Source organism: Arthrobacter sp. 8AJ (genome assembly GCF_902506025.1).
Lineage (GTDB): Bacteria > Actinomycetota > Actinomycetes > Actinomycetales > Micrococcaceae > Arthrobacter.
Genome location: NZ_LR733289.1, coordinates 1,607,998 through 1,626,041 on the forward strand (window position 1 = coordinate 1,607,998; position 18,044 = coordinate 1,626,041).

Here is an 18,044-nt window from a genome sequence, read left to right on the forward strand (position 1 = left end):
GTATGGGACACGGCCGGCGCCGCACCGGTGCAGGCCACGCTCATCCACAACTGGAAATCCGGTATAGCCGTGCGTCCGGGCCTTGCGAATCCACCAGGGTCACTCCGTTTCCCGGCGCAAGGTTGGTCAACGCCGGGTACTTTTCGGACCCTGGCAGGTCGATCAGGTAACGGGGCCCGAAGTCCAGGACGTACTGCACGTTTTTATTGCGCAGGGCGGCGCAGACGGCGGGGTTGTCCGCGGCGTCTCCGAGCTTTTGATTAATCAGTTCCGTATCAGGGTCGTCTGTTGAAAACAGGTGAGTGGTCAGGACGCGGCGGCCTGTGTACGCATAAGCGAGTGAACTCCCGTTCCACGGATTGTCAGCTATGACTGCATCGGAAGGGACGTGACCAGGGAGCCGCTGTATCAACGCCAGCTCATCGGGTGTGAGGAGCTCCGATTGTGCGTCGAAGCGGTATACGGAGGAGGCGCCATTGATGTAGTGGCTCAGCGGGCCTGCGAACGAAGCGAGGAGGGCGAAGACCACCACAACGGCCGTGGACAGCACAGTTTTCCCGTTTGCGCCTGCCCGGTCGATGGAAGCTTCCCACACCTGCCACGTCCGCGCACCGCTGCGGGAGCAGCGGGCTGAGTCCCACAGGCGCAGACCTCCGATGACGGCAAGTGGGGTCACCAGCAGGGGCAGGAGTGCAGCCAGGCGGTAGGTGTCCTGGTACCAGGTGCCGATCAGGAGGTCCCGGATGCTGCCTTTCGGAAACGACGCCGCAACGACATAGAGCCCGCCGAGTACGGCGTAGCACGCAGCCATCCAGCGCCACTTCCCCACTTTGAAGGTGGTGAGGAGACCGTAGACCGACAGGATGGAGACCACTACTGCCGGTATGGCTGATTGCATCGTGCTGGCTGTGAGTATTTCCCCGACGGCGGCGCCCGGCTTCACGGTTGGTCCCCAGTTGTCATACGGGGCAGGGCGCAGCTTCAACCACAGGACCCCGGCGACGGCGAGGATCCCCACGGTCCCGCCAAGGAACAGCCACGCGCCGGCGGGGTTCACCCGCCACATCTCCCGGCGCGGCATGATCCGCCACCACAACATGGCGAGGATCGGAAGGCCAAGCGCCACCGTGATGTTGATGGAGCTCGTGTGGGCAAATGCGAGGCCCGCCAGCGACAACACCAGTGCCGCTGCCCAGCTGGGCAGTGGTTCCGTCCGCGTCCGCCCGATGCGGACCAGCGCTGCGAGTTCGACTATCACTACCGGCATCATGCTGAGGGCCATGGCGTACGGGAACAAAGGGCCCCAGACAATCATGAGGAAGGGGAAGGCGACCTGTGTGCCGGCGACCACCGCGGTGATGATGAGGGCCGCCGGCCTGCGCGAGATGGTCTTCGTGACGAGGAACAGGCAGGACGCGGGCCAGAGAAGCACGACGATGACCAGGTTCAGGACGTTCTCGGCGGTAGGAATATCCACTGAAGCCAGCTGCACCAGGAGGGCAGCAAAAGAATGCCACGCCGCGGGATAGACCGCGTCCAGGCCCTGCACTCCTTGTATCGACGCCAGCGTCAGCGATGAGGCGTTTCCGCTGTCGATGATGAAGCGGATTGCATTGAGGTGGAACACGTTATCGAAGACCTGCGACGGGTGGTCCGGTGACCCTACCAGCTGGATGAACCGCCAGGTCATGGGCAGCGTTGCGAGTGCCAAGGCCGCGAGGGGCAGGGATTGCCTCCAGGCGGGCGCAGCCAGGCGCCACGGAATGCGCCGCGTCAGGAGCAACGCTCCGGCAGCCAGGAGGGCGCTGACGAGGAGATACGGCAGGATGCTCCAGGGCACATGGAGGAACCCGCCGATGACCCCGGCAAGTCCGGCGGCTGCAGTTGATAGCAGGGGCGCGATGCCGAGAACCCCGCCCAACCGGAACTTGAGGCACGACGCGATGGCGGCCCCGGGGACGTACAGGAGCAGGATTGCGACCGCCGAGGCCGGAAGAATGGTCAACCAGTTCACGACGGAATTTCCTCAGTCCTGTCCTGCGGCGACGGTTCCCGCAGCAGATGGATGATGGCGCGCAGCTGTATGACGGTTACCGCAACTTCGCCTACTACCAGACCCAGCGCGCCGCCCGGGCCGCCCATCAGGTGCGCCAGGATGACCATGGCCGGGAGCCCAGCGATGGCTCCTGCGATGGTGCTGGAGAAGACGGTGCGCATCTGTTTTGCGGGCACCAGCCAGTGGGCACCGGTGGACGTTGTGACACAGACGAGGAGGAACGACAGACCGAACCAGAAACAGGTCCAGAAGTCAGCGGCCAACTCTGAACCGAAAAGGAGGGTGCTGACCCATGGGCCGAGAACAGCAAGGATCAGCCAGCCGGCTGCTCCCAGGACTGACAATGCCAGAAGGGAGAACTTTCGCCGCTCGGCGTGGTTTGAGCCGAACTCGTTGACCCACCCCTGGAGGCTGTTTCCCAGCGCGGCCGTCGCGAGCTGTCCGATGCGGTACAGCTTCTCCGCTGATACAAACGCAGCCAGGCCGGAGGCAGAAGCAGCGAACTGCACCACAAGGACTGGGGTGGACGCGTACGCTCCTGCCGCGACCGTCACGCCCGCACCGCCCCTCAGTGCCCAGATCTCGCGGACCACTGCGCGGGGCGTCAGCCCCTCGAAGTCGGTCCGTCGGGAATGATCCTTGTTGAACCACATGGTTCCCGCGAGGCCCAGCAGCAGAAGCGCCAGTGGGTAGAGGAAGATCTGACCTGTCGCGAACAGAAGTGGGATGACGCCCAGAGTCGCCACCATACGGGGAACGACGTCGTATTTCGCGATCCTGCCAGCGTGCCCGGTGGCAATGCAGTACCAGGCCGGGGTCAGTCCTGCCGCCGCCTGGGCGCAGGCCATCAGGAAAGCAACCCAGAACTGTTCTTTGGCTCCCGTGATCGAGAGGGCGGCTGCCATAAGGGGGAGGGCGCAGACGAAAACAAATGCGCGGGTGACGAAACTGGTGGCGTAAAGCCGGCGCCGGGTTACGGCATCGCTTTCTGAGGCGACGGCGGCAGGCCCTGTCAGCGGCCACCCCAGACCTATGACGATCGCGGCGATTGCCCCTACAGCCTGGCCTACGGCGAGGGAATTCCAAGCCGGCGCCCCACCCACTCTGGCGATGATGGGCAAAAGGATGAATGACGCAAGAGAGGCGAGCAGCGGCAATCCGGCGAAAGCCGCGATCCTTTTGATCATGCCGTGGTCCCGGCCGCGGTGCGTCGACTACACATAGTCATAGGCGTCCTTGCCCAGGCGGCCGTTGACGAAGACGTCCTCAACCTCCCGCTTGAACCGGGAACGTTCGTTGAGGATGGTTTCGCGGTAGCTGCCTTGTTTCGCCACTTCCTGCTCGAAGTTGGCGATGAGCTGCGGAAGCATGGCTGCAGCAGTGGCAACCTCGGTATCTCCCGGCGTGATCTTGTGTTCCCAGGGAATGGGAACGTCAGCGTAGAAGGCGCCGGATCCGCGCCGGGCCACGATGGTCAGGGCGCCGGAAAGTGTTGCCTCCCGAGGCATGCGGTCTTTACCGGGGTGGTGCCCCAGATCCAAATAAACGCCGCACTGCTGCAGGGTCGCAACAACCTCGGCACGGGTCATCCCGACGATTGGCTGCCACTCAATGGTGGATGGGCTCGCCGCCTTCACCGCATCGATAATGTGTCCGCCTTTGGCGGGGTTGTAGGTGACCAGCTGGCGGTTGCGCTTGGCGGTGGCGGTGGCCTGGAACTCCCCGGTGGGGGTGTAGTCGGAGACCAGGGATGGCACGACGTCCAACCTGGTGGCAACGAAGGCCCATGCATAAGAGGACTGCACGAGGTGGATGACGTCCTTGTCCGTGCGCAGTTTTGCCGGCGTCACGCCGTTCTTCCACATCCGGGCGAAGGGGACGGCCGCTTCCTTTGCCTTTTCAAACAGGCCGGCCGTATTCCGGTACCACATGCGCTCGGCCATGAAAGTCAGCGAGTTGTCGATGCTGAGCCACCAGCACATGCGGCGGGCCTGCTTGATATGGGACATCTCGTGGACGTAGGTCTCCGGATAGACCACCACGTTTTCGGCGGAATCGATGATTTCAGGTGCTTCCGGGGCGTCGTAAATCCCGTACTGCTCCACGCGGTCGTTGCCTGCGGTGTGCGGGTGCGGGACCAGATAGGCGTCCTGCCCAAGCTCACGCAGCATATCGACGAGCTGGTGGAGGGCTTCGGGCCCTCCGGTGCGCAAGCCGCGGTGATAGAGGACGAAGATTGATCCTGAGGTGGTGGTCATGAGTTTTCTTTCGATGTTGACCGGGCAGTGCAGGGGACTGGGGGAGCCGGCGCCTAGCGCAGGCGGGCTGCGAGGTCGTCGTCTATTTTGCCCATCCGCTGCCGAACGGCGTCCCGGATGCCGGCTGCAGCGGCAACCGCGTGTTTGCGCCGGTTGGGACCAAATCCGAAGCGCACAATGTTGCTTTGGATTTCCATGTAGATTCTGCGCAGCACCCAGGCCGGTTGTTTCAGCGCATACCGGCGCGCGAGGGTCAGCGAGTTCCGGGTGATGTAGTAGACCCGGAACGGCGCGTGGTAGTAGATGTAGAGCTTTTTGGCACCGATGTGCGCATGCCAGCCGAGAATCTTCATTGGCCGTGCACTGCCCAGGCTGTGCTCGAGATTGCAGCCCCGTCCTGCCAGTGCACGAAGTCCGTGCTCCCGGAGCCGGGCATTGAACTCGGAATCCACGCAATCGATGAAGAACCCTTCATCGAAGAGGCCAACTGCATCGAACGTGCGCGCACGCACCAAGGTGCCGCTGGTCATGGGGTCGAAGATCTGGGGCTCATCCCGACTGCCCCATACCGGCAGGGGGATGTGGTTGTGCGACTCCGCGCACACCATGCCTACGCTGTGCGGGTCACTGGATGCTGCAACAGTGGCGAGAGCGGCACCGATGTAGTCTCCAGTGAACCTGGAGTCCTGGTCCATGGTGACAATCCACTCCGGGTTCCAGCGCTCGAGTGCTTCCTTGATTCCCGTGTTCAGGGCCCTGGCGATGCCGGAGTTGGTGCCGAGGCGCAGAACGACGGCACCTGCCTGCTCCATCTCTGCCAGTGCCTGCGATACATCGTCGCGGGAGCCGTCGTCGACAACCACGACGTGGGCGACGAAGCGCAACAGCCACTTTACGTTGGCAACATTTTCATCACCGGGGTTATAGGCCGATACGACTCCGCACACGTCGGGGTGGGGACTGGTCGGGTTCGGGCCGGGCTGGACCATCACGCCTGCCTCGCCTGCCGGGAGCGCCGTACTGCAATGTAGACGTTGCGCAGGAAGGCGATCCGTGCACGGATTATTTTTGAGGCTGAGCGGATACCGTGGGGCGTCAGGTTCTCGCCGTGAAGTCTGTGCAGGATGGTGTCTTCTTCCATGTAGACGATGGAACGGTTGACGTTGCCCACAGTGGCAAGCCACTGGTCGTGGGATTCGTTCATGTAGTGGGGGAATGGCAGTGCCTGCGCCAAAAGGTTCCGCCGGACGGCCATCGCGCAACCCCAGTGGAGCCGGTAACCGACCACGATGCCCAGGAGGTTCCGCAGGTGGTGGGTGGAATCCTTGGCCCTGAGACGGATTTCATGGAATGAGCCGGGCGCTCCGTCGAAGTGCCGGCAGTTGCTCACCACCATGTCCTTGCCGTCCAAGGCCGAGATCATGCGTTCCACCCGGCCCGGGAGCCACACGTCGTCCTGGTCCGAAAGGAAAACGAACTCTCCCCGCGCCTCCCCAAGGGCTCTTTCAAATGTTGAAACGTAGCCGCGGTTTTGTTCGGCATTGATCAGCCGGATCCGGCCATCCGGAACGGCGGCGACGATGGCAGCAGTGTTGTCCGTGGAACAGTCGTTGACGACCACGACTTCGTCGTGGGGGCCAAGTTCGGGAAGGATCGAATCGATTTGCTCGCTGATGTGGCGGGCGCCGTTGTAGGCAGCCATGCACACACTGATGCGCGGCCGTGTGGTTGTGGGCTCCAAAAGTAATTCTCCTCACTCCGGGCGGTGCCAGCGGGGCGGGCAGGACCCCAAGCAGTCTAGCAAGCCGTGCCTGACAGGCCCGACAGGGGCCGGTCAACTATAATCGTGGGGAAGCCGCCGAGTTCTTCGAGCGGAGCCCACGGAAGGAATCCCAGGTCCATGACCGTTGACGTAATGCTGCCCTACTACGGCGATGTCGATCAGATGAAGCTCGCAGCCCGAAGCGTGATGAACCAGGAAAACGAAGACTGGCGGCTCATCGTCATCGATGACGGCTACCCGGACCCCGAGCCGGAACGCTGGTTCTCGACGATTACTGACCCACGCGTTACGTACCTCAAGAACGAGAAAAACCTGGGCGCCAACGGCAACTATCGCAAGGCGCTGACCATGGTCGAGGCACCGTATGTGGTCATCATGGGCGCAGACGATGTCATGCTGCCCAACTACCTGGACGTCGTAGTGGATGCGTTCGAGACCTACCCGCATGCCAGCGTTGTCCAGCCGGGTGTCCAGGTCATTGATGAAAAGGGCATTGCCTGCATTCCCCTGGCTGATGCCGTCAAAAAGGCCTACGCCCCGAAGACCCGTGAGCGGATCGAGCTCAAGGGCGAGCAGATGGCCACGAGCCTGGTACGTGCTGACTGGGCATACTTTCCGTCGTTGGCCTGGCGGTCGGAGACCATTGTGCGGATCGGCTTCACCGACGGCCTGGACGTCGTTCAGGACCTCGCGCTGCTGCTGGACATAGCGGCCGAAGGCGGCTCCCTTGTGGTGGACCCCACGTTGTCCTTTCTGTACCGGAGGCACTCGGCGTCAGATTCTTCCGTGCGTGCCCTGGACGGACGCCGCTTTGATGAAGAGCGGCGCTTCTTTGAGGGGCAGGCAGCCCGGTTCAAGGAACTTGGCTGGAACCGCGCTGCCCGCGCTGCGTCCTTCCACACCACCTCGCGGCTGAATGCTGCATCCTTGGTGGTCAAGTCTGTGGCCATGGGCAAGGTGGACTCCCTCCCACGGCTGGCAAAGCACATCTTCGGCTGACCGGCCGCATAGGAAAGGGAGCGCCCCGCGGGGTCGCTCCCTTTTTTGTTTGGTCCGCCTGGCCAGGCCCGCGGAAATGCTTCTGCTACGCAGCGGGCCCGGTGGTTCCTTCCTGTCGCGGGTGTGACCCGACGCTCTGCTGCAGTGCCGAAAGCTCTACCTTCAACAGGGCCACCTCTTCGCAAAGAATGCGCACCTCGTCCTCGGCCTGCGACTGCTCGCGTGACAGGTGAAGGCATACCCCGACAAGGAGGACGAGGGTGGTGATGAAGAGAAGGTTCGCGGGGACCTGGATTCCGAGCAGGCCACTGGCTTGCTCAAGCAGGGCGGGAAAGGCCGCCAGCAGAAGAGTGCCGATGCCGATGACGATCCAGAGAACAGCGTATTTCTCGCGCAACTTCTGCCGTCGCAGCATTTCGAAGACGAAGAAGAGAATCGCCACGACGACGATGGAGCCCATAAGGAGGGACATGTGGATTCCTAGTTGGTGGAAGGTGTGGATTTCTTGCGCGTCAGCGCGAACAAGAGCGCCATCCCTGAGCGGCCGAGGTAGATCGCGGCCTTTATCGGGTCATGGCTGGGGGTGCCTCCCTGACGCTCCCTCATAGAAACGCCAACCTGGCGGACAGTGCAGCCTGAACGGATCGCCACGACCAATGAATCAATCGTGTCGCCCAGGTACTCGGCGGGGTAATGGTCCAGGTATTGGCGGATGGCTTTGGTGTTCGCTGCGCGGAAACCGGAGGTCACGTCGGTGAGCTTTGTCCGTGCAAGCCGGGAAATTGTCCACGCCAGGACGTTCATTGCCCACTTTCGGGGGCCGCGGACGGTGTAGTTCCCCGCCTCGGCGAAGCGGGCACCAATGGCGATATCGGCGTCGCGCAATCCGTCAAGGACTGCCTTGATGTCCCGGGGGTCATGCTGGCCATCGGCGTCCACCTGGATGACTTGCCGGTAACCATGCATCTGGGCATATTTGAAGCCGGTCCGCATCGCGCCGCCGACGCCCATGTTGAACGGCAATTGCACGACGGTGGCGCCGGCCGCGCGTGCCACCCTGGCGGTGTTGTCACGGGAGCCGTCGTCCACCACCAGCACATCGCATGGGGGTCCAAACTCGAGGACTTCCGCGATGGTGTTGCCGATTGCTTCCGACTCGTTCCAGGCCGGCATGATGACGAGGGTGTCGTGGCGTGCTTCGGTCATGCTGGGAATCCGCTCGTGGTCGAATTAACGTACTCGGTCAGGCGCAGCCCTGCCGGCGGTGCCTCGAAGCCTGCTGCCTTGATCTTGGAGAGGTCCAGGACACTGTTGAGCGGCCGGGGGGCGGCATCCTTCCCCTCGAAGTATTCCTTGGTGCTCACGCCCGTCACGGCGGCCCGGCTTTTGCCGGACAATTCGTAGACGTCCGCGGCGATGTCCGCCCACGACTGCGGGTCGCCGTCGTTGCTCAGGTTGTAGGTGCCGTAGGGAGCGCCGGTGTCCAGCAAATGCCGGATACCTGCCGCGATGTCATCAGTGAAACTGAGGCGGCCGTACTGGTCGTTCACCACGGAAGGTTCTACTCCGCGCGAAGCGAGCGAGGCCATGGTACGGACAAAGTTGTTGCCTTCACCGATGACCCAACTCGTGCGGACGATGTAGTGCCGGGGGACCACGCTGACGACGGCGTCGCCTGCTGCTTTGGTCTGACCGTAGACACCAAGCGGTGTGAGCGCTTCAGTTTCCGCATGGACTTCCTTGGCCCCGTCGAACACGTAGTCAGAGGAGACGTGCACCAGGGTGAGGTCATGCTCAACGGCAATCCGCGCAAGCTGCGTCAACGCCGTCACGTTGGTGGCCCAGGCGGCTGCGCGCCCCTCCGAAGTCTCCGCCGCGTCAACGGCCGTGTAGGCCGCCGCATTGATAATGGTGGAGTAGTTCTTCCAGTTGCGGCCTTTGAACGCGTCCGGACTGCCGAGGTCGAACTCACTGCGCGATGCGAACTCAACGGAAGTGTCGCCGTCGTACTTTTTCCGCAGTGCCTTACCCAGCTGGCCGTTGGCGCCGATGACCAGGGTCTTCTTCGGTGGCATGGGCACGACGTCCGCGAGGCGGGGGTGCGCTTTGTCCTTGTCGGACAGTTCGGCTTCGGAGAGCGGGATGGGCCATTCGATGGCCACGGTTTCGTCCGCCAGGTTCAGGAAGGTGTACTGGCCCTGGGCGTCGGCGGACCAGTGGTCATTCACGAGGTAGGTGTAAGCCGTCGTGTCTTCAAGGGTCTGGAAAGCATTGCCGACGCCCCGCGGAATGAAAATCGCCTGGCTGGGGTCGAGTTCAGCGGTGAAGACGGAACCAAAGGTGGGCCCCTGACGCAGATCCACCCATGCTCCAAAGATCCGTCCCGTGGCGACCGAGATGAACTTGTCCCAGGGCTCTGCGTGGATCCCCCTGGTGGTACCCGCCTTCTCGTTGAAGGAGATGTTGTTCTGGACGGGCCGGAAGTCCGGCAGGCCGAGCGCAACCATTTTTTCCCGTTGCCAGTTTTCCTTGAACCAGCCGCGGTTGTCGCCGTGGACAGGAAGGTCGTAGAGAACGACGCCGGGAATGGGCGTTTCGTGGACGGCGAGCTTTTTGGAGAACTCGATGGACATGCCCTACTGGCCCTGTTCCTTGTACTTGGCCTCGGTGGCGGCCTTCTGTGGGCGCCACCAGTCCTCGTTGTCCCGGTACCAGGCGATAGTGTCCTCGATGCCGGTATCAAAGTTGGAGAACCGGGGTTCCCAGCCGAGCTCGGTCCGCAGCTTTGTGGAATCGATCGCGTAGCGCAGGTCGTGGCCGGCCCGGTCGATGACGTGGTCATAGGCGTCCGGCGCCTGGCCCATGTGCTTCAGGATCAGCTCAACAACGTCCTTGTTGTTCTTCTCACCGTCGGCACCAATCAGGTAGGTCTCGCCGATGCGCCCCTTGGCAATGATGGCCAGGACGGCGGAGGAGTGGTCGTTCGCGTGGATCCAGTCGCGGACATTTTCCCCCTTGCCGTAGAGCTTGGGCCGGATGCCATCGATCACATTGGTGATCTGCCGCGGGATGAACTTTTCCACGTGCTGGTACGGACCGTAGTTGTTGGAGCAGTTGCTGATGGTTGCCTGGAGCCCAAATGAGCGGACCCAGGCGCGGACCAGAAGGTCGGACCCGGCCTTCGTGGAGGAGTACGGGCTGGACGGGTTATAGGGGGTCTGTTCCGTGAAGCGTTCGGGATCATCGAGCTCGAGATCGCCGTAGACCTCGTCAGTGGAAATGTGGTGGAAGCGCTTGTTGTGCTTCCGCGCTGCTTCGATGAGGGTGTAGGTACCGATGATGTTGGTGTCAAGGAAGGGCCGAGGATCGTGCAGGGAGTTGTCGTTGTGCGATTCTGCTGCGTAGTGGACCACTACATCTGCCTCGGCAACGAGCCCGTCCACGAGTGCGGGGTCGGCAATGTCACCCTGAACGAATGAGAAGCGGTCGGCTGGGAGGCCCTGCAGCGACGCGAGGTTGCCGGCGTAGGTCAACTTGTCCAGAACAGTGACATGGTCTTCGGTGTTCTCAATAACGTAGTGGACAAAGTTCGAGCCAATGAAGCCGGCACCGCCGGTAACAAGAAGTCGCTGCATAATTCCCAAGACTACCGGATTTGCCGCTGCACTTAGCTAAAGGAAAGATGGGTGCATGCGCGGAATAATACTCGCCGGCGGTACCGGCTCGAGGCTCCACCCCATCACCTTGGGCGTCAGTAAGCAGTTGGTCCCGGTCTACGACAAGCCCATGATCTACTACCCGCTCTCCACCTTGATCCTCGCGGGCATCCGGGACATCCTCATTATCACCACCCCCCACGACGCTGAGCAGTTCGAGCGGCTCCTGGGGGACGGGTCCCGGTTTGGTGTCTCCATCACCTACAAGCAGCAGCCGTCTCCCGACGGCCTCGCTCAGGCGTTTGTGCTCGGTGCCGAGCACATTGGTGACGACAGCGTGGCCCTTGTCCTGGGCGACAACATCTTCTACGGGCACGGCATGGGCACGCAGCTGCGGCGCTTCGAAAACATTGACGGTGGTGCAGTGTTCGGTTACTGGGTGGCCGATCCGAAAGCCTACGGCGTTGTGGAGTTCGACGAGAACGGCAAGGCGGTCTCGCTGGAAGAGAAGCCTGCGGAACCCAAGAGCCACTATGCGGTGCCCGGGCTCTATTTCTACGATAACGACGTCGTGGATATTGCAAAGAACCTCAAGCCGTCCGCCCGGGGAGAGCTTGAGATCACTGACGTCAACCGAACCTACCTGGAGCGCGGCAAGCTGCAGGTCGAGATTCTTCCGCGGGGGACCGCATGGCTGGACACGGGAACTTTCAATGACCTGAACGACGCCTCGAACTTTGTCCGGACCACTGAGAACCGGCAGGGGCTGAAGATCGGGGCACCCGAGGAAATTGCCTGGCGTTTGGGATTCCTCACGGATGACGAACTGCGTGAGCGGGCGGAGCCTCTCGTCAAGAGCGGTTACGGCTCCTACCTTATCGAGCTGCTGGAACACGGCCGCTGATCCACAAACAAAACAGCAGGGGCGGGACCGCGAAAGCGGTCCCGCCCCTGCTGTTTGCGGGCCGGGTCAGTTGAGGCGGGTTTTCGCCCCGCCCGCGGAGGTCCAGCTGACAGTGCCTCCCTGGAAGGTCTGGCTGCAGGAAAGCTTGTCGGCGGTACAGGTCTGGCTGTTAGTAGGGAATGCCAGCGCACCGTTTTCGAAGCCCTGCGCCGCCCAGCTCTGCTGGATTGGTCCCGGCATCATCACCTGGGCGCCGCTCGCGGCGGACCACATGATGGTCCCCTTCTCGAAGTTCTGGAAGCAGCCGCCGTTCCGCAGGCCACAGATGGCGCCGCTGGTGGGGTAGCCCAGCGATCCGCCCTCAAAGCCGGTGGTGGCCCACTTGTCGCGGATAGGTGCCGATGACATGGTCTGGGCTCCGGTGGCAGGTGAGTACATCACGGTTCCGTTGACGAAGTTCTGGAAGCAGCCGCCGTTCCGCAGACCGCACACCTGTTCGCTCGTTGGGTAGCCAAGGATTCCGTTCTCAAAACCGGAAGCTATCCAGGCGTCCCGGACCGGGCCGAACGACATGGCGTGCGCCGCGCTGGCATTGGACCACATCACTGTCCCGCCCAGGTAGTTCTGGAAGCACCCGGCACCGACCAGCCCGCAAATAACATTCGAGGCGGGGTAGCCAAGGGCGCCATTTTCGAACCCCTGCTTCTGCCAGAAGTCACGGATGGGTCCGAGCAGGCTGGGCTGCGCGCCTGCTGCGGGGGAGTACATGAGGGCACCCTTGGCGAACATCTGGAAGCATCCGCCGTCCTTGAGGCCGCAGATCTGTGCTGAGGAGGGGTAACCGAGGGCCCCTCCTGAGGCGCCGAGGTTCTTCCACGCCTGCGCCATGGGTCCGGCCGGGACGGTCTGGATCGGTGTGGCCGCTGAGTAGGCGACCGTGCCCTTTTCAAAGGACTGCCAGCATTCGCTCTGAACGGCGCCGCAACTGGCCGGACCCGTCGGGTAGCCCAGCTGGCCGTTTTCGAAGCCCGATTGCGCCCAGTAGTTAAGGATGCGGCCCGTCATCGAGTACGCCCCGGATGTGGGGGAGAACAGGATGCTTCCACCCTGGAACAGCTGGTAGCAGCCGCCGCCACGCAGTCCGCACACTTCCTTGGCCAAAGGGAATCCGATCGGTTCGCCCTTTGCGCGCGCTGCCTTCCAGGTGTCACCGATCCCCATGTAGATGGGCCAGGCTCCAGCTGTGGAGGTCCATCCAATAACTCCGCCGGTGAACAGCTGGGTGCAGTCGGAAGCTGTGCAGGTCGCATCCGTGCTGGGGAAGCCAAGGAGGCCGTTCTCAAACCCGTCTTTCGCCCAGGCATCAAGAATCGGTCCTGATTTGACCAGGTGCGCGCCGCTGGAAGGACTCCACAGCCCCGATCCTGCCTGGAACAGTTGGAAGCATCCGCCCGACCGCAGCCCGCATGTCGCATTGCTCGTCGGGTAGCCCCATGGCCCGTTTTCGTAGCCCTGCGCCGCCCAGGCATCCCGGATCGCGCCAAATGGAACGAAGGCGGCACCTGTGGCAGGGGAAGACATGATGCTGCCGCCCTGGAAGTTCTGGAAACAGCCGTTATTCTTCAGTCCGCAGATCAAGTCACTGGTCGGATAGCCGGCCGGACTGCGCTCAGCGCCTAGGGCCTGCCACGCGCCGGTGACCGGTCCGGCCGAAACAGCGAAAGCCCCGGAGGCTGAGGACCACATGACGGTCCCGCCCTGGAACCCTTGGTAGCAGCCGCCGCTGGTTAAACCGCATGTGATGGCGGTGGTTTGGCTGCCGAGGGAGGGGTGGCTCCCTGCATACGCTGCAATTTGCTGGGTGGCCTGCGACGGGACCTGGATAGTGGGAGCGCTGCTTCCCGCGAACCGCTGGAGTGCTGCGAAGTCGCCGTTCCATACATTTGAGTCGCCGGCAAAGGGACCGGTGCTGCTGTATTGCCAGATGCTGTAGGTGCTCCAGCTTGCCGGCAGCATTCCGGGCGATGACGCCGGTGTCATCGGATAGGCAGCAACCCATAACGGGTAGTCCCCGAATGCGGCGGAGTTGTTGGTGCAGGTTGCCCACCAATCGGTGGTTGAGTAGATCACCGGCAGCCGGCCCGTCAACGCCCGCATGGTGGAGCCGAAGTCCGCAATCCATGCCGTCATTTGGGCGGGCGTCATGTCATAGCAGATGTTGCCGTCGTAAGGGTTGTATTCAATGTCAAGGACGGGGGGCAGTGTGTAGCCGTCCGCGCTCCAGCCCCCTCCGTTGTTGACGAAGAAGCGCGCCTGGTCAGCACCGGATGTCGATGACGGGTGGGCGAAGTGGTAGGCACCGCGAATCATGCCCACGTTCCGTGCACCCTGGTATTGGGAGTTGAATAATTCGTTCGTGTAGTAGGTGCCTTCGGACGCCTTTACGTAGGCAAACCGCGCGCCCTTGTTCCACTCGCCTTGCCAGTCCACGCTTGGCTGCCACTTGCTGACGTCCAGTCCAAGGACGCCAAATGTTGGGTTCCAAGTGCCTTCCGTGGACAAAGACTGCGTCGACAAGCCTGAGCCTGCCGCGATTGCCGTATCACGTGCCACCCGCGAGGAACGCTGTCCCATTTGGGCCCCACCGGCAGCGAGCAGCTCCTGCCTGGACAACTTCTTCGTGGTGGAGGGCGCTGCCGGGTTAGTGCCGGTGGGAGACGGCGCAGGGGCGGGAGCTGCAGGTGAAGCGGTCGGGACGGCCGGAGGGGTTGTAGAGGGTGCACCCTGCAAAGCCGGTGCCGGCGAAGGCGCGGTCTGGGATTGCGCCGCGGTGGACGTCGGTGACGGAGCGGGCGTCGGGCTGGAATCAACGGCGAAGGCGACTCCGCTCAGGCCCGGTCCTGTTAAAAGGGAGCAGGCAAGTAGTACGAGCCCAAAAGACTTCAGGACTGGGCGACGGGACTGAGACAGGTTCCGCTTCATGTGTGCTCCGGAGACAATGAGGCGCTCCCCCAAGCGCCTCTTTGGATACTGCTCAGGTGATTTCCCCCAGGAAGGCACCTGATAGTGCTATTTCGATAAATAACGCGCTCACCATAGCACCGGTGTTACCAGCGAAACCAGTGATTCTGGTGTTACTTATGTGAATCCTGTGGTCATCCAGATCCAATCCTGAGGCCTACTGGAGACAATCTTGAGGTTCCTCGGTTATCCACACAGCCGGAGGATGACTTGTTGCCGCCGGGCAAGCTCCCTAGGCTGTAGCCCAGTCGCACTGCCTCCGCCGGGGGCGGCAGTTGTATGGGGGAACATATGGACGCGCTGGGAATTGTCGAGGACGAAGTCCGCGAGCTCATCCGCCGCCGCGGACTGGACCCGCTCAGGCAGGCAGGCGAGGTCCGGCGGCTGGTCGAAGCAGCCGTCACGGACTATGACGAACGGGCTTTGATGGGGCCACTGCCGCCCCTCGGCCCGCTTGATGCGGCCCGCCGGTTCCTCTTCGACGCCGTCGCCGGTTTCGGTGTACTCCAACCACTCCTCGATGACCCGTCCATCGAGGAAATCTGGCTCAATGCACCCAACGAAATCTACGTGGCGCGCAATGGCGAGTCTGAACTGACGTCGCTGAGCCTCACGGAACAGCAGGTGCGCGATCTCGTGGAGCGCATGCTCAAAAGCTCCGGCCGAAGACTGGATATGTCATCGCCCTTCGTCGATGCCGCACTGCCGGACGGCTCAAGGCTGCACGTGGTTATTCCAGATGTCACCCGCCGTCACTGGGCAGTGAACATTCGCAAGTTTGTGGTGAAGGCCAGCCGCCTGGAACATCTGGTGGAGTTGGGCACGCTGACGCCGCAAGCAGCACGCTTTCTCGGCGCGGCGGTGTCCAGTGGCCTCAACATCCTCGTGTCCGGAGCAACCCAGGCAGGTAAAACCACCATGCTGAACTGCCTGGCCGCGAGCATCGGCAGCCGGGAGCGTGTCATCACCGTCGAAGAGATCTTCGAACTGCAATTTCCCCTCCGGGACGTGGTGGGCCTGCAGTGCCGTCAACCGAATCTCGAAGGCGAGGGTGAAATTCCACTCCGGCGCCTGGTGAAGGAAGCGCTGAGGATGCGTCCGGACAGGCTGGTGGTGGGGGAGGTGCGCGAAGCCGAGAGCCTGGACATGCTCATTGCCCTGAACTCGGGCCTGCCGGGAATGTGTACTGTCCACGCGAACTCGGCACATGATGCAGTCACCAAGATATGCACGCTCCCGCTATTGGCGGGCGAAAACATTTCCAGTGCCTTCGTCGTTCCCACTGTCGCATCCTGCATCGATCTCGTCGTGCACTGCAGCAGGCATCCTGATGGACGGCGGCAAGTCACGCAGATCCTGTCGCTGGGCCGCCGCGTGGAGAACGGCATTATCGAATCATCCCTGGTCTTTGGCCTGGAGAACGGCGCCCTGCACCCCCGCGCCAACGCCATGCCTTCGGCGGAGAAATTCTCGAGGGCCGGGTACGACGTCGCCGCTCTGCTGGATCCGCGATGACGGCCACGCTGGTGGGAACGGTCGCCGGGGTTGGCTTCTTCCTCATTTGGTGGTCCTGCTGGGAAACGCCAAGCCGCGGTCAGCGCGAGCGTAAGCCAGGCCGCCTGGGCGACCTGCTCGCGGCCGCCGGGGTCGACAAAGTCTCGGCGCGCGGCCTGGTGGGGACGTGCCTTGGGCTGGGGATCTGTGTGGCACTGCTCTTTTACGCGCTTAGCCGCTCCTGGCCTATCGCCGGCTGCTTCGGGCTCTTCGGCGCGTGGCTGCCGATCACCATCCTCCGCTGGCGGGCCAGGAAGCGGACGGCAATGCTGCGCCAGCTCTGGCCCGACGTCGTCGATCACCTGCGGTCTGCAATCCGGGCAGGCCTGCCCCTGCCTGAAGCCCTTATCCAGCTCGGGGACAAGGGGCCCGAGGAACTGCGGCCCCTCTTTCGCGAGTTCGGTGCCGACTACCGCGCCGGTGGCCAGTTCGATGGCTCTCTGAACAAGCTGAAACAGCGGCTGGCCGACCCCGTTGCCGACCGCATCATCGAAGCACTCCGGTTGACGCGCGAAGTAGGCGGCTCCGACCTCGGGAAGCTCTTGGGCACACTGGCTGAATTCCTGCGGGAAAACGCACGGACCCGCAGCGAGCTCGAGGCGAGGCAGTCCTGGACCATCAACGCCGCACGGCTCGCCGTCGCTGCGCCGTGGATCGTGATGATCCTCCTCGCGACAAGGCCCGAGGCAATCCAGGCATACAACACGCCCATGGGTGCCGCAGTACTGCTCGGGGGCTTGGTGGTCTCTTTGGTCTGCTACACGATCATGTTGAAGATCGGGGCGCTGCCGCAGGACGAAAGGGTGCTCCGATGATTCTCTCTTCTCCTGCAGCGGTGGCTTGTGGAATCGGCCTCGGCCTGGGGTTGTGGCTCGTGATTTTCCGGTCCCCTCCGATGCGCCCCCTGACACTGTCGGAGCGGATTGAGCCCCAACTGAAGTCGCAGAACCTGGAGTCGCGACTCCTTCGCGCCGGCGAGCAGAACCTCACGCCATTCGGCCCCCTTGAACGGATCCTCCGTCCCGTCTTCCGCGACTGGTTGTCCGCACTGGGAAGACTCAACCCCTCGCCAGGGGCCACCTCGCGGCGGCTTGCCCAGGCTGGAATCAACAAGTCACCCATCGACTTCCGAGCCGAGCAGTTGCTGTGGGCCGCGGCCGGTTTCGTTTTTTCGCTCACCGTCATCCTCATTGGTGCCGCAGCGGGCAGGTTCAGCCCTTTCCTCGCGGCCGGGGTGATCGTTGGCAGTGCTGCAGCGGGCTTTGTGCTGCGCGATTACTGGCTCGGCGTCCAGGTCCGGCGACGGGAAACCCGGATGATGGCAGAGTTCCCCAGCCTTGCCGAACTAATGGCCCTGGCGGTCGGCGCAGGGGAGAGCGCGACAGGCGCCCTGGACCGCGTCTGCAGAAGTGCGAAAGGCGAACTGTCCAAGGAATTCTCGAAGATCCTCGCGGAGACAAGGGCAGGCAAGCCCCTGGTTCTGGCCTTGCAGGAGTTCTCCGCGCGAACCGACCTTGCACCGCTGGTCAGGTTCGTCGACGGCATCATCGTCGCGGTGGAACGGGGCACACCCCTCGCAGACGTGCTCCGCGCCCAGGCGCAGGACGTACGCGATTCAGCGAAGCGCGACCTCATGGAAGCCGCAGGGAAGAAGGAGATCGCGATGATGGTCCCGCTGGTTTTCGGAGTGCTTCCCCTGACCGTGGTCTTCGCGGTGTTCCCCGGTCTCGCGGCCATCAACCTGGGCTTCTGACGATGAGTACAACCCGAAGCCCGCACTTCAGCAACACCCTTCAAGTCCCCTCAACGAAAC

Annotated in this window: 15 protein-coding genes; 5 read left to right on the forward strand and 10 right to left on the reverse strand. The window is 62.8% G+C overall.

What is annotated here, in order from left to right; all coding sequences use genetic code 11:
- Positions 1–40 precede the first annotated feature (40 nt).
- The 5 genes from BACI349Y_RS07460 to BACI349Y_RS07480 all read right to left on the reverse strand — a co-directional run bounded on the left by BACI349Y_RS07460 (position 41) and on the right by BACI349Y_RS07480 (position 6,022).
- Positions 41–2,014, reverse strand: coding sequence for a DUF6541 family protein (locus BACI349Y_RS07460; protein ID WP_159631573.1), 1,974 nt, complete (start codon positions 2,012–2,014; stop codon positions 41–43).
- Positions 2,011–3,243, reverse strand: coding sequence for a lipopolysaccharide biosynthesis protein (locus BACI349Y_RS07465; protein ID WP_159631574.1), 1,233 nt, complete (start codon positions 3,241–3,243; stop codon positions 2,011–2,013). Before BACI349Y_RS07465 ends, BACI349Y_RS07460 begins: the two co-directional genes overlap by 4 nt.
- 27 nt (positions 3,244–3,270) lie before the next feature.
- The gene (locus tag BACI349Y_RS07470; protein ID WP_159631575.1) at positions 3,271–4,314 is read right to left on the reverse strand and encodes a hypothetical protein; all 1,044 of its coding nucleotides are present in this window, start codon (positions 4,312–4,314) and stop codon (positions 3,271–3,273) included.
- Between the two features lie 53 nt (positions 4,315–4,367).
- Positions 4,368–5,198 (reverse strand): glycosyltransferase, encoded by an 831-nt coding sequence (locus tag BACI349Y_RS07475; RefSeq protein ID WP_224026508.1) that lies wholly within the window; start codon positions 5,196–5,198, stop codon positions 4,368–4,370.
- 104 nt (positions 5,199–5,302) lie between these two features.
- Positions 5,303–6,022 carry a glycosyltransferase gene (locus BACI349Y_RS07480; protein WP_224027177.1) on the reverse strand — a complete coding sequence of 240 codons (720 nt, stop codon included), beginning with the start codon at positions 6,020–6,022 and terminating at the stop codon, positions 5,303–5,305.
- A 192-nt stretch (positions 6,023–6,214) separates the two neighbouring features.
- Between BACI349Y_RS07480 and BACI349Y_RS07485 the strand changes: the two genes are divergently transcribed.
- Positions 6,215–7,096, forward strand: coding sequence for a glycosyltransferase family 2 protein (locus BACI349Y_RS07485; RefSeq protein WP_159631578.1), 882 nt, complete (start codon positions 6,215–6,217; stop codon positions 7,094–7,096).
- 85 nt (positions 7,097–7,181) lie between these two features.
- Here BACI349Y_RS07485 and BACI349Y_RS07490 read toward each other — a convergent pair whose 3' ends face one another.
- From BACI349Y_RS07490 to rfbB, 4 genes are read right to left on the reverse strand one after another with little or no spacing between them, the layout of a single operon-like run.
- Positions 7,182–7,568: a DUF2304 domain-containing protein gene (locus BACI349Y_RS07490; protein WP_159631579.1), complete on the reverse strand. Its 387-nt coding sequence runs from the start codon at positions 7,566–7,568 to the stop codon at positions 7,182–7,184.
- 8 nt (positions 7,569–7,576) lie between these two features.
- Positions 7,577–8,302 carry a glycosyltransferase family 2 protein gene (locus BACI349Y_RS07495; RefSeq protein ID WP_159631580.1) on the reverse strand — a complete coding sequence of 242 codons (726 nt, stop codon included), beginning with the start codon at positions 8,300–8,302 and terminating at the stop codon, positions 7,577–7,579.
- Positions 8,299–9,729 (reverse strand): sugar nucleotide-binding protein, encoded by a 1,431-nt coding sequence (locus BACI349Y_RS07500; protein ID WP_159631581.1) that lies wholly within the window; start codon positions 9,727–9,729, stop codon positions 8,299–8,301. The genes BACI349Y_RS07495 and BACI349Y_RS07500 overlap by 4 nt, the downstream gene beginning before the upstream one ends.
- A 3-nt stretch (positions 9,730–9,732) precedes the next feature.
- On the reverse strand, positions 9,733–10,731 hold the full coding sequence (gene rfbB / locus BACI349Y_RS07505; RefSeq protein WP_159631582.1) for a dTDP-glucose 4,6-dehydratase: 999 nt from the start codon (positions 10,729–10,731) through the stop codon (positions 9,733–9,735).
- A 55-nt stretch (positions 10,732–10,786) separates the two neighbouring features.
- Here rfbB and rfbA point away from each other — a divergent pair, with 55 nt between their 5' ends.
- On the forward strand, positions 10,787–11,656 hold the full coding sequence (rfbA, locus tag BACI349Y_RS07510; RefSeq protein WP_159631583.1) for a glucose-1-phosphate thymidylyltransferase RfbA: 870 nt from the start codon (positions 10,787–10,789) through the stop codon (positions 11,654–11,656).
- A 66-nt stretch (positions 11,657–11,722) separates the two neighbouring features.
- Here rfbA and BACI349Y_RS07515 read toward each other — a convergent pair whose 3' ends face one another.
- Entirely contained in the window at positions 11,723–14,638 is a 2,916-nt protein-coding gene (locus tag BACI349Y_RS07515) for a GH25 family lysozyme (RefSeq protein WP_159631584.1), read from the reverse strand.
- A gap of 330 nt (positions 14,639–14,968) precedes the next feature.
- Between BACI349Y_RS07515 and BACI349Y_RS07520 the strand changes: the two genes are divergently transcribed.
- The 3 genes from BACI349Y_RS07520 to BACI349Y_RS07530 are packed head-to-tail and all read left to right on the forward strand — an operon-like array spanning position 14,969 to position 17,984.
- Positions 14,969–16,192, forward strand: a complete 1,224-nt coding sequence (locus BACI349Y_RS07520) for a CpaF family protein (protein ID WP_159631585.1) — start codon at positions 14,969–14,971, stop codon at positions 16,190–16,192.
- Positions 16,189–17,046: a type II secretion system F family protein gene (locus BACI349Y_RS07525; RefSeq protein WP_159631586.1), complete on the forward strand. Its 858-nt coding sequence runs from the start codon at positions 16,189–16,191 to the stop codon at positions 17,044–17,046. Before BACI349Y_RS07520 ends, BACI349Y_RS07525 begins: the two co-directional genes overlap by 4 nt.
- Complete coding sequence (locus tag BACI349Y_RS07530) at positions 17,043–17,984, forward strand: type II secretion system F family protein (protein ID WP_159631587.1); 942 nt, start codon at positions 17,043–17,045, stop codon at positions 17,982–17,984. Before BACI349Y_RS07525 ends, BACI349Y_RS07530 begins: the two co-directional genes overlap by 4 nt.
- The last annotated feature ends 60 nt before the right edge of the window (positions 17,985–18,044 follow it).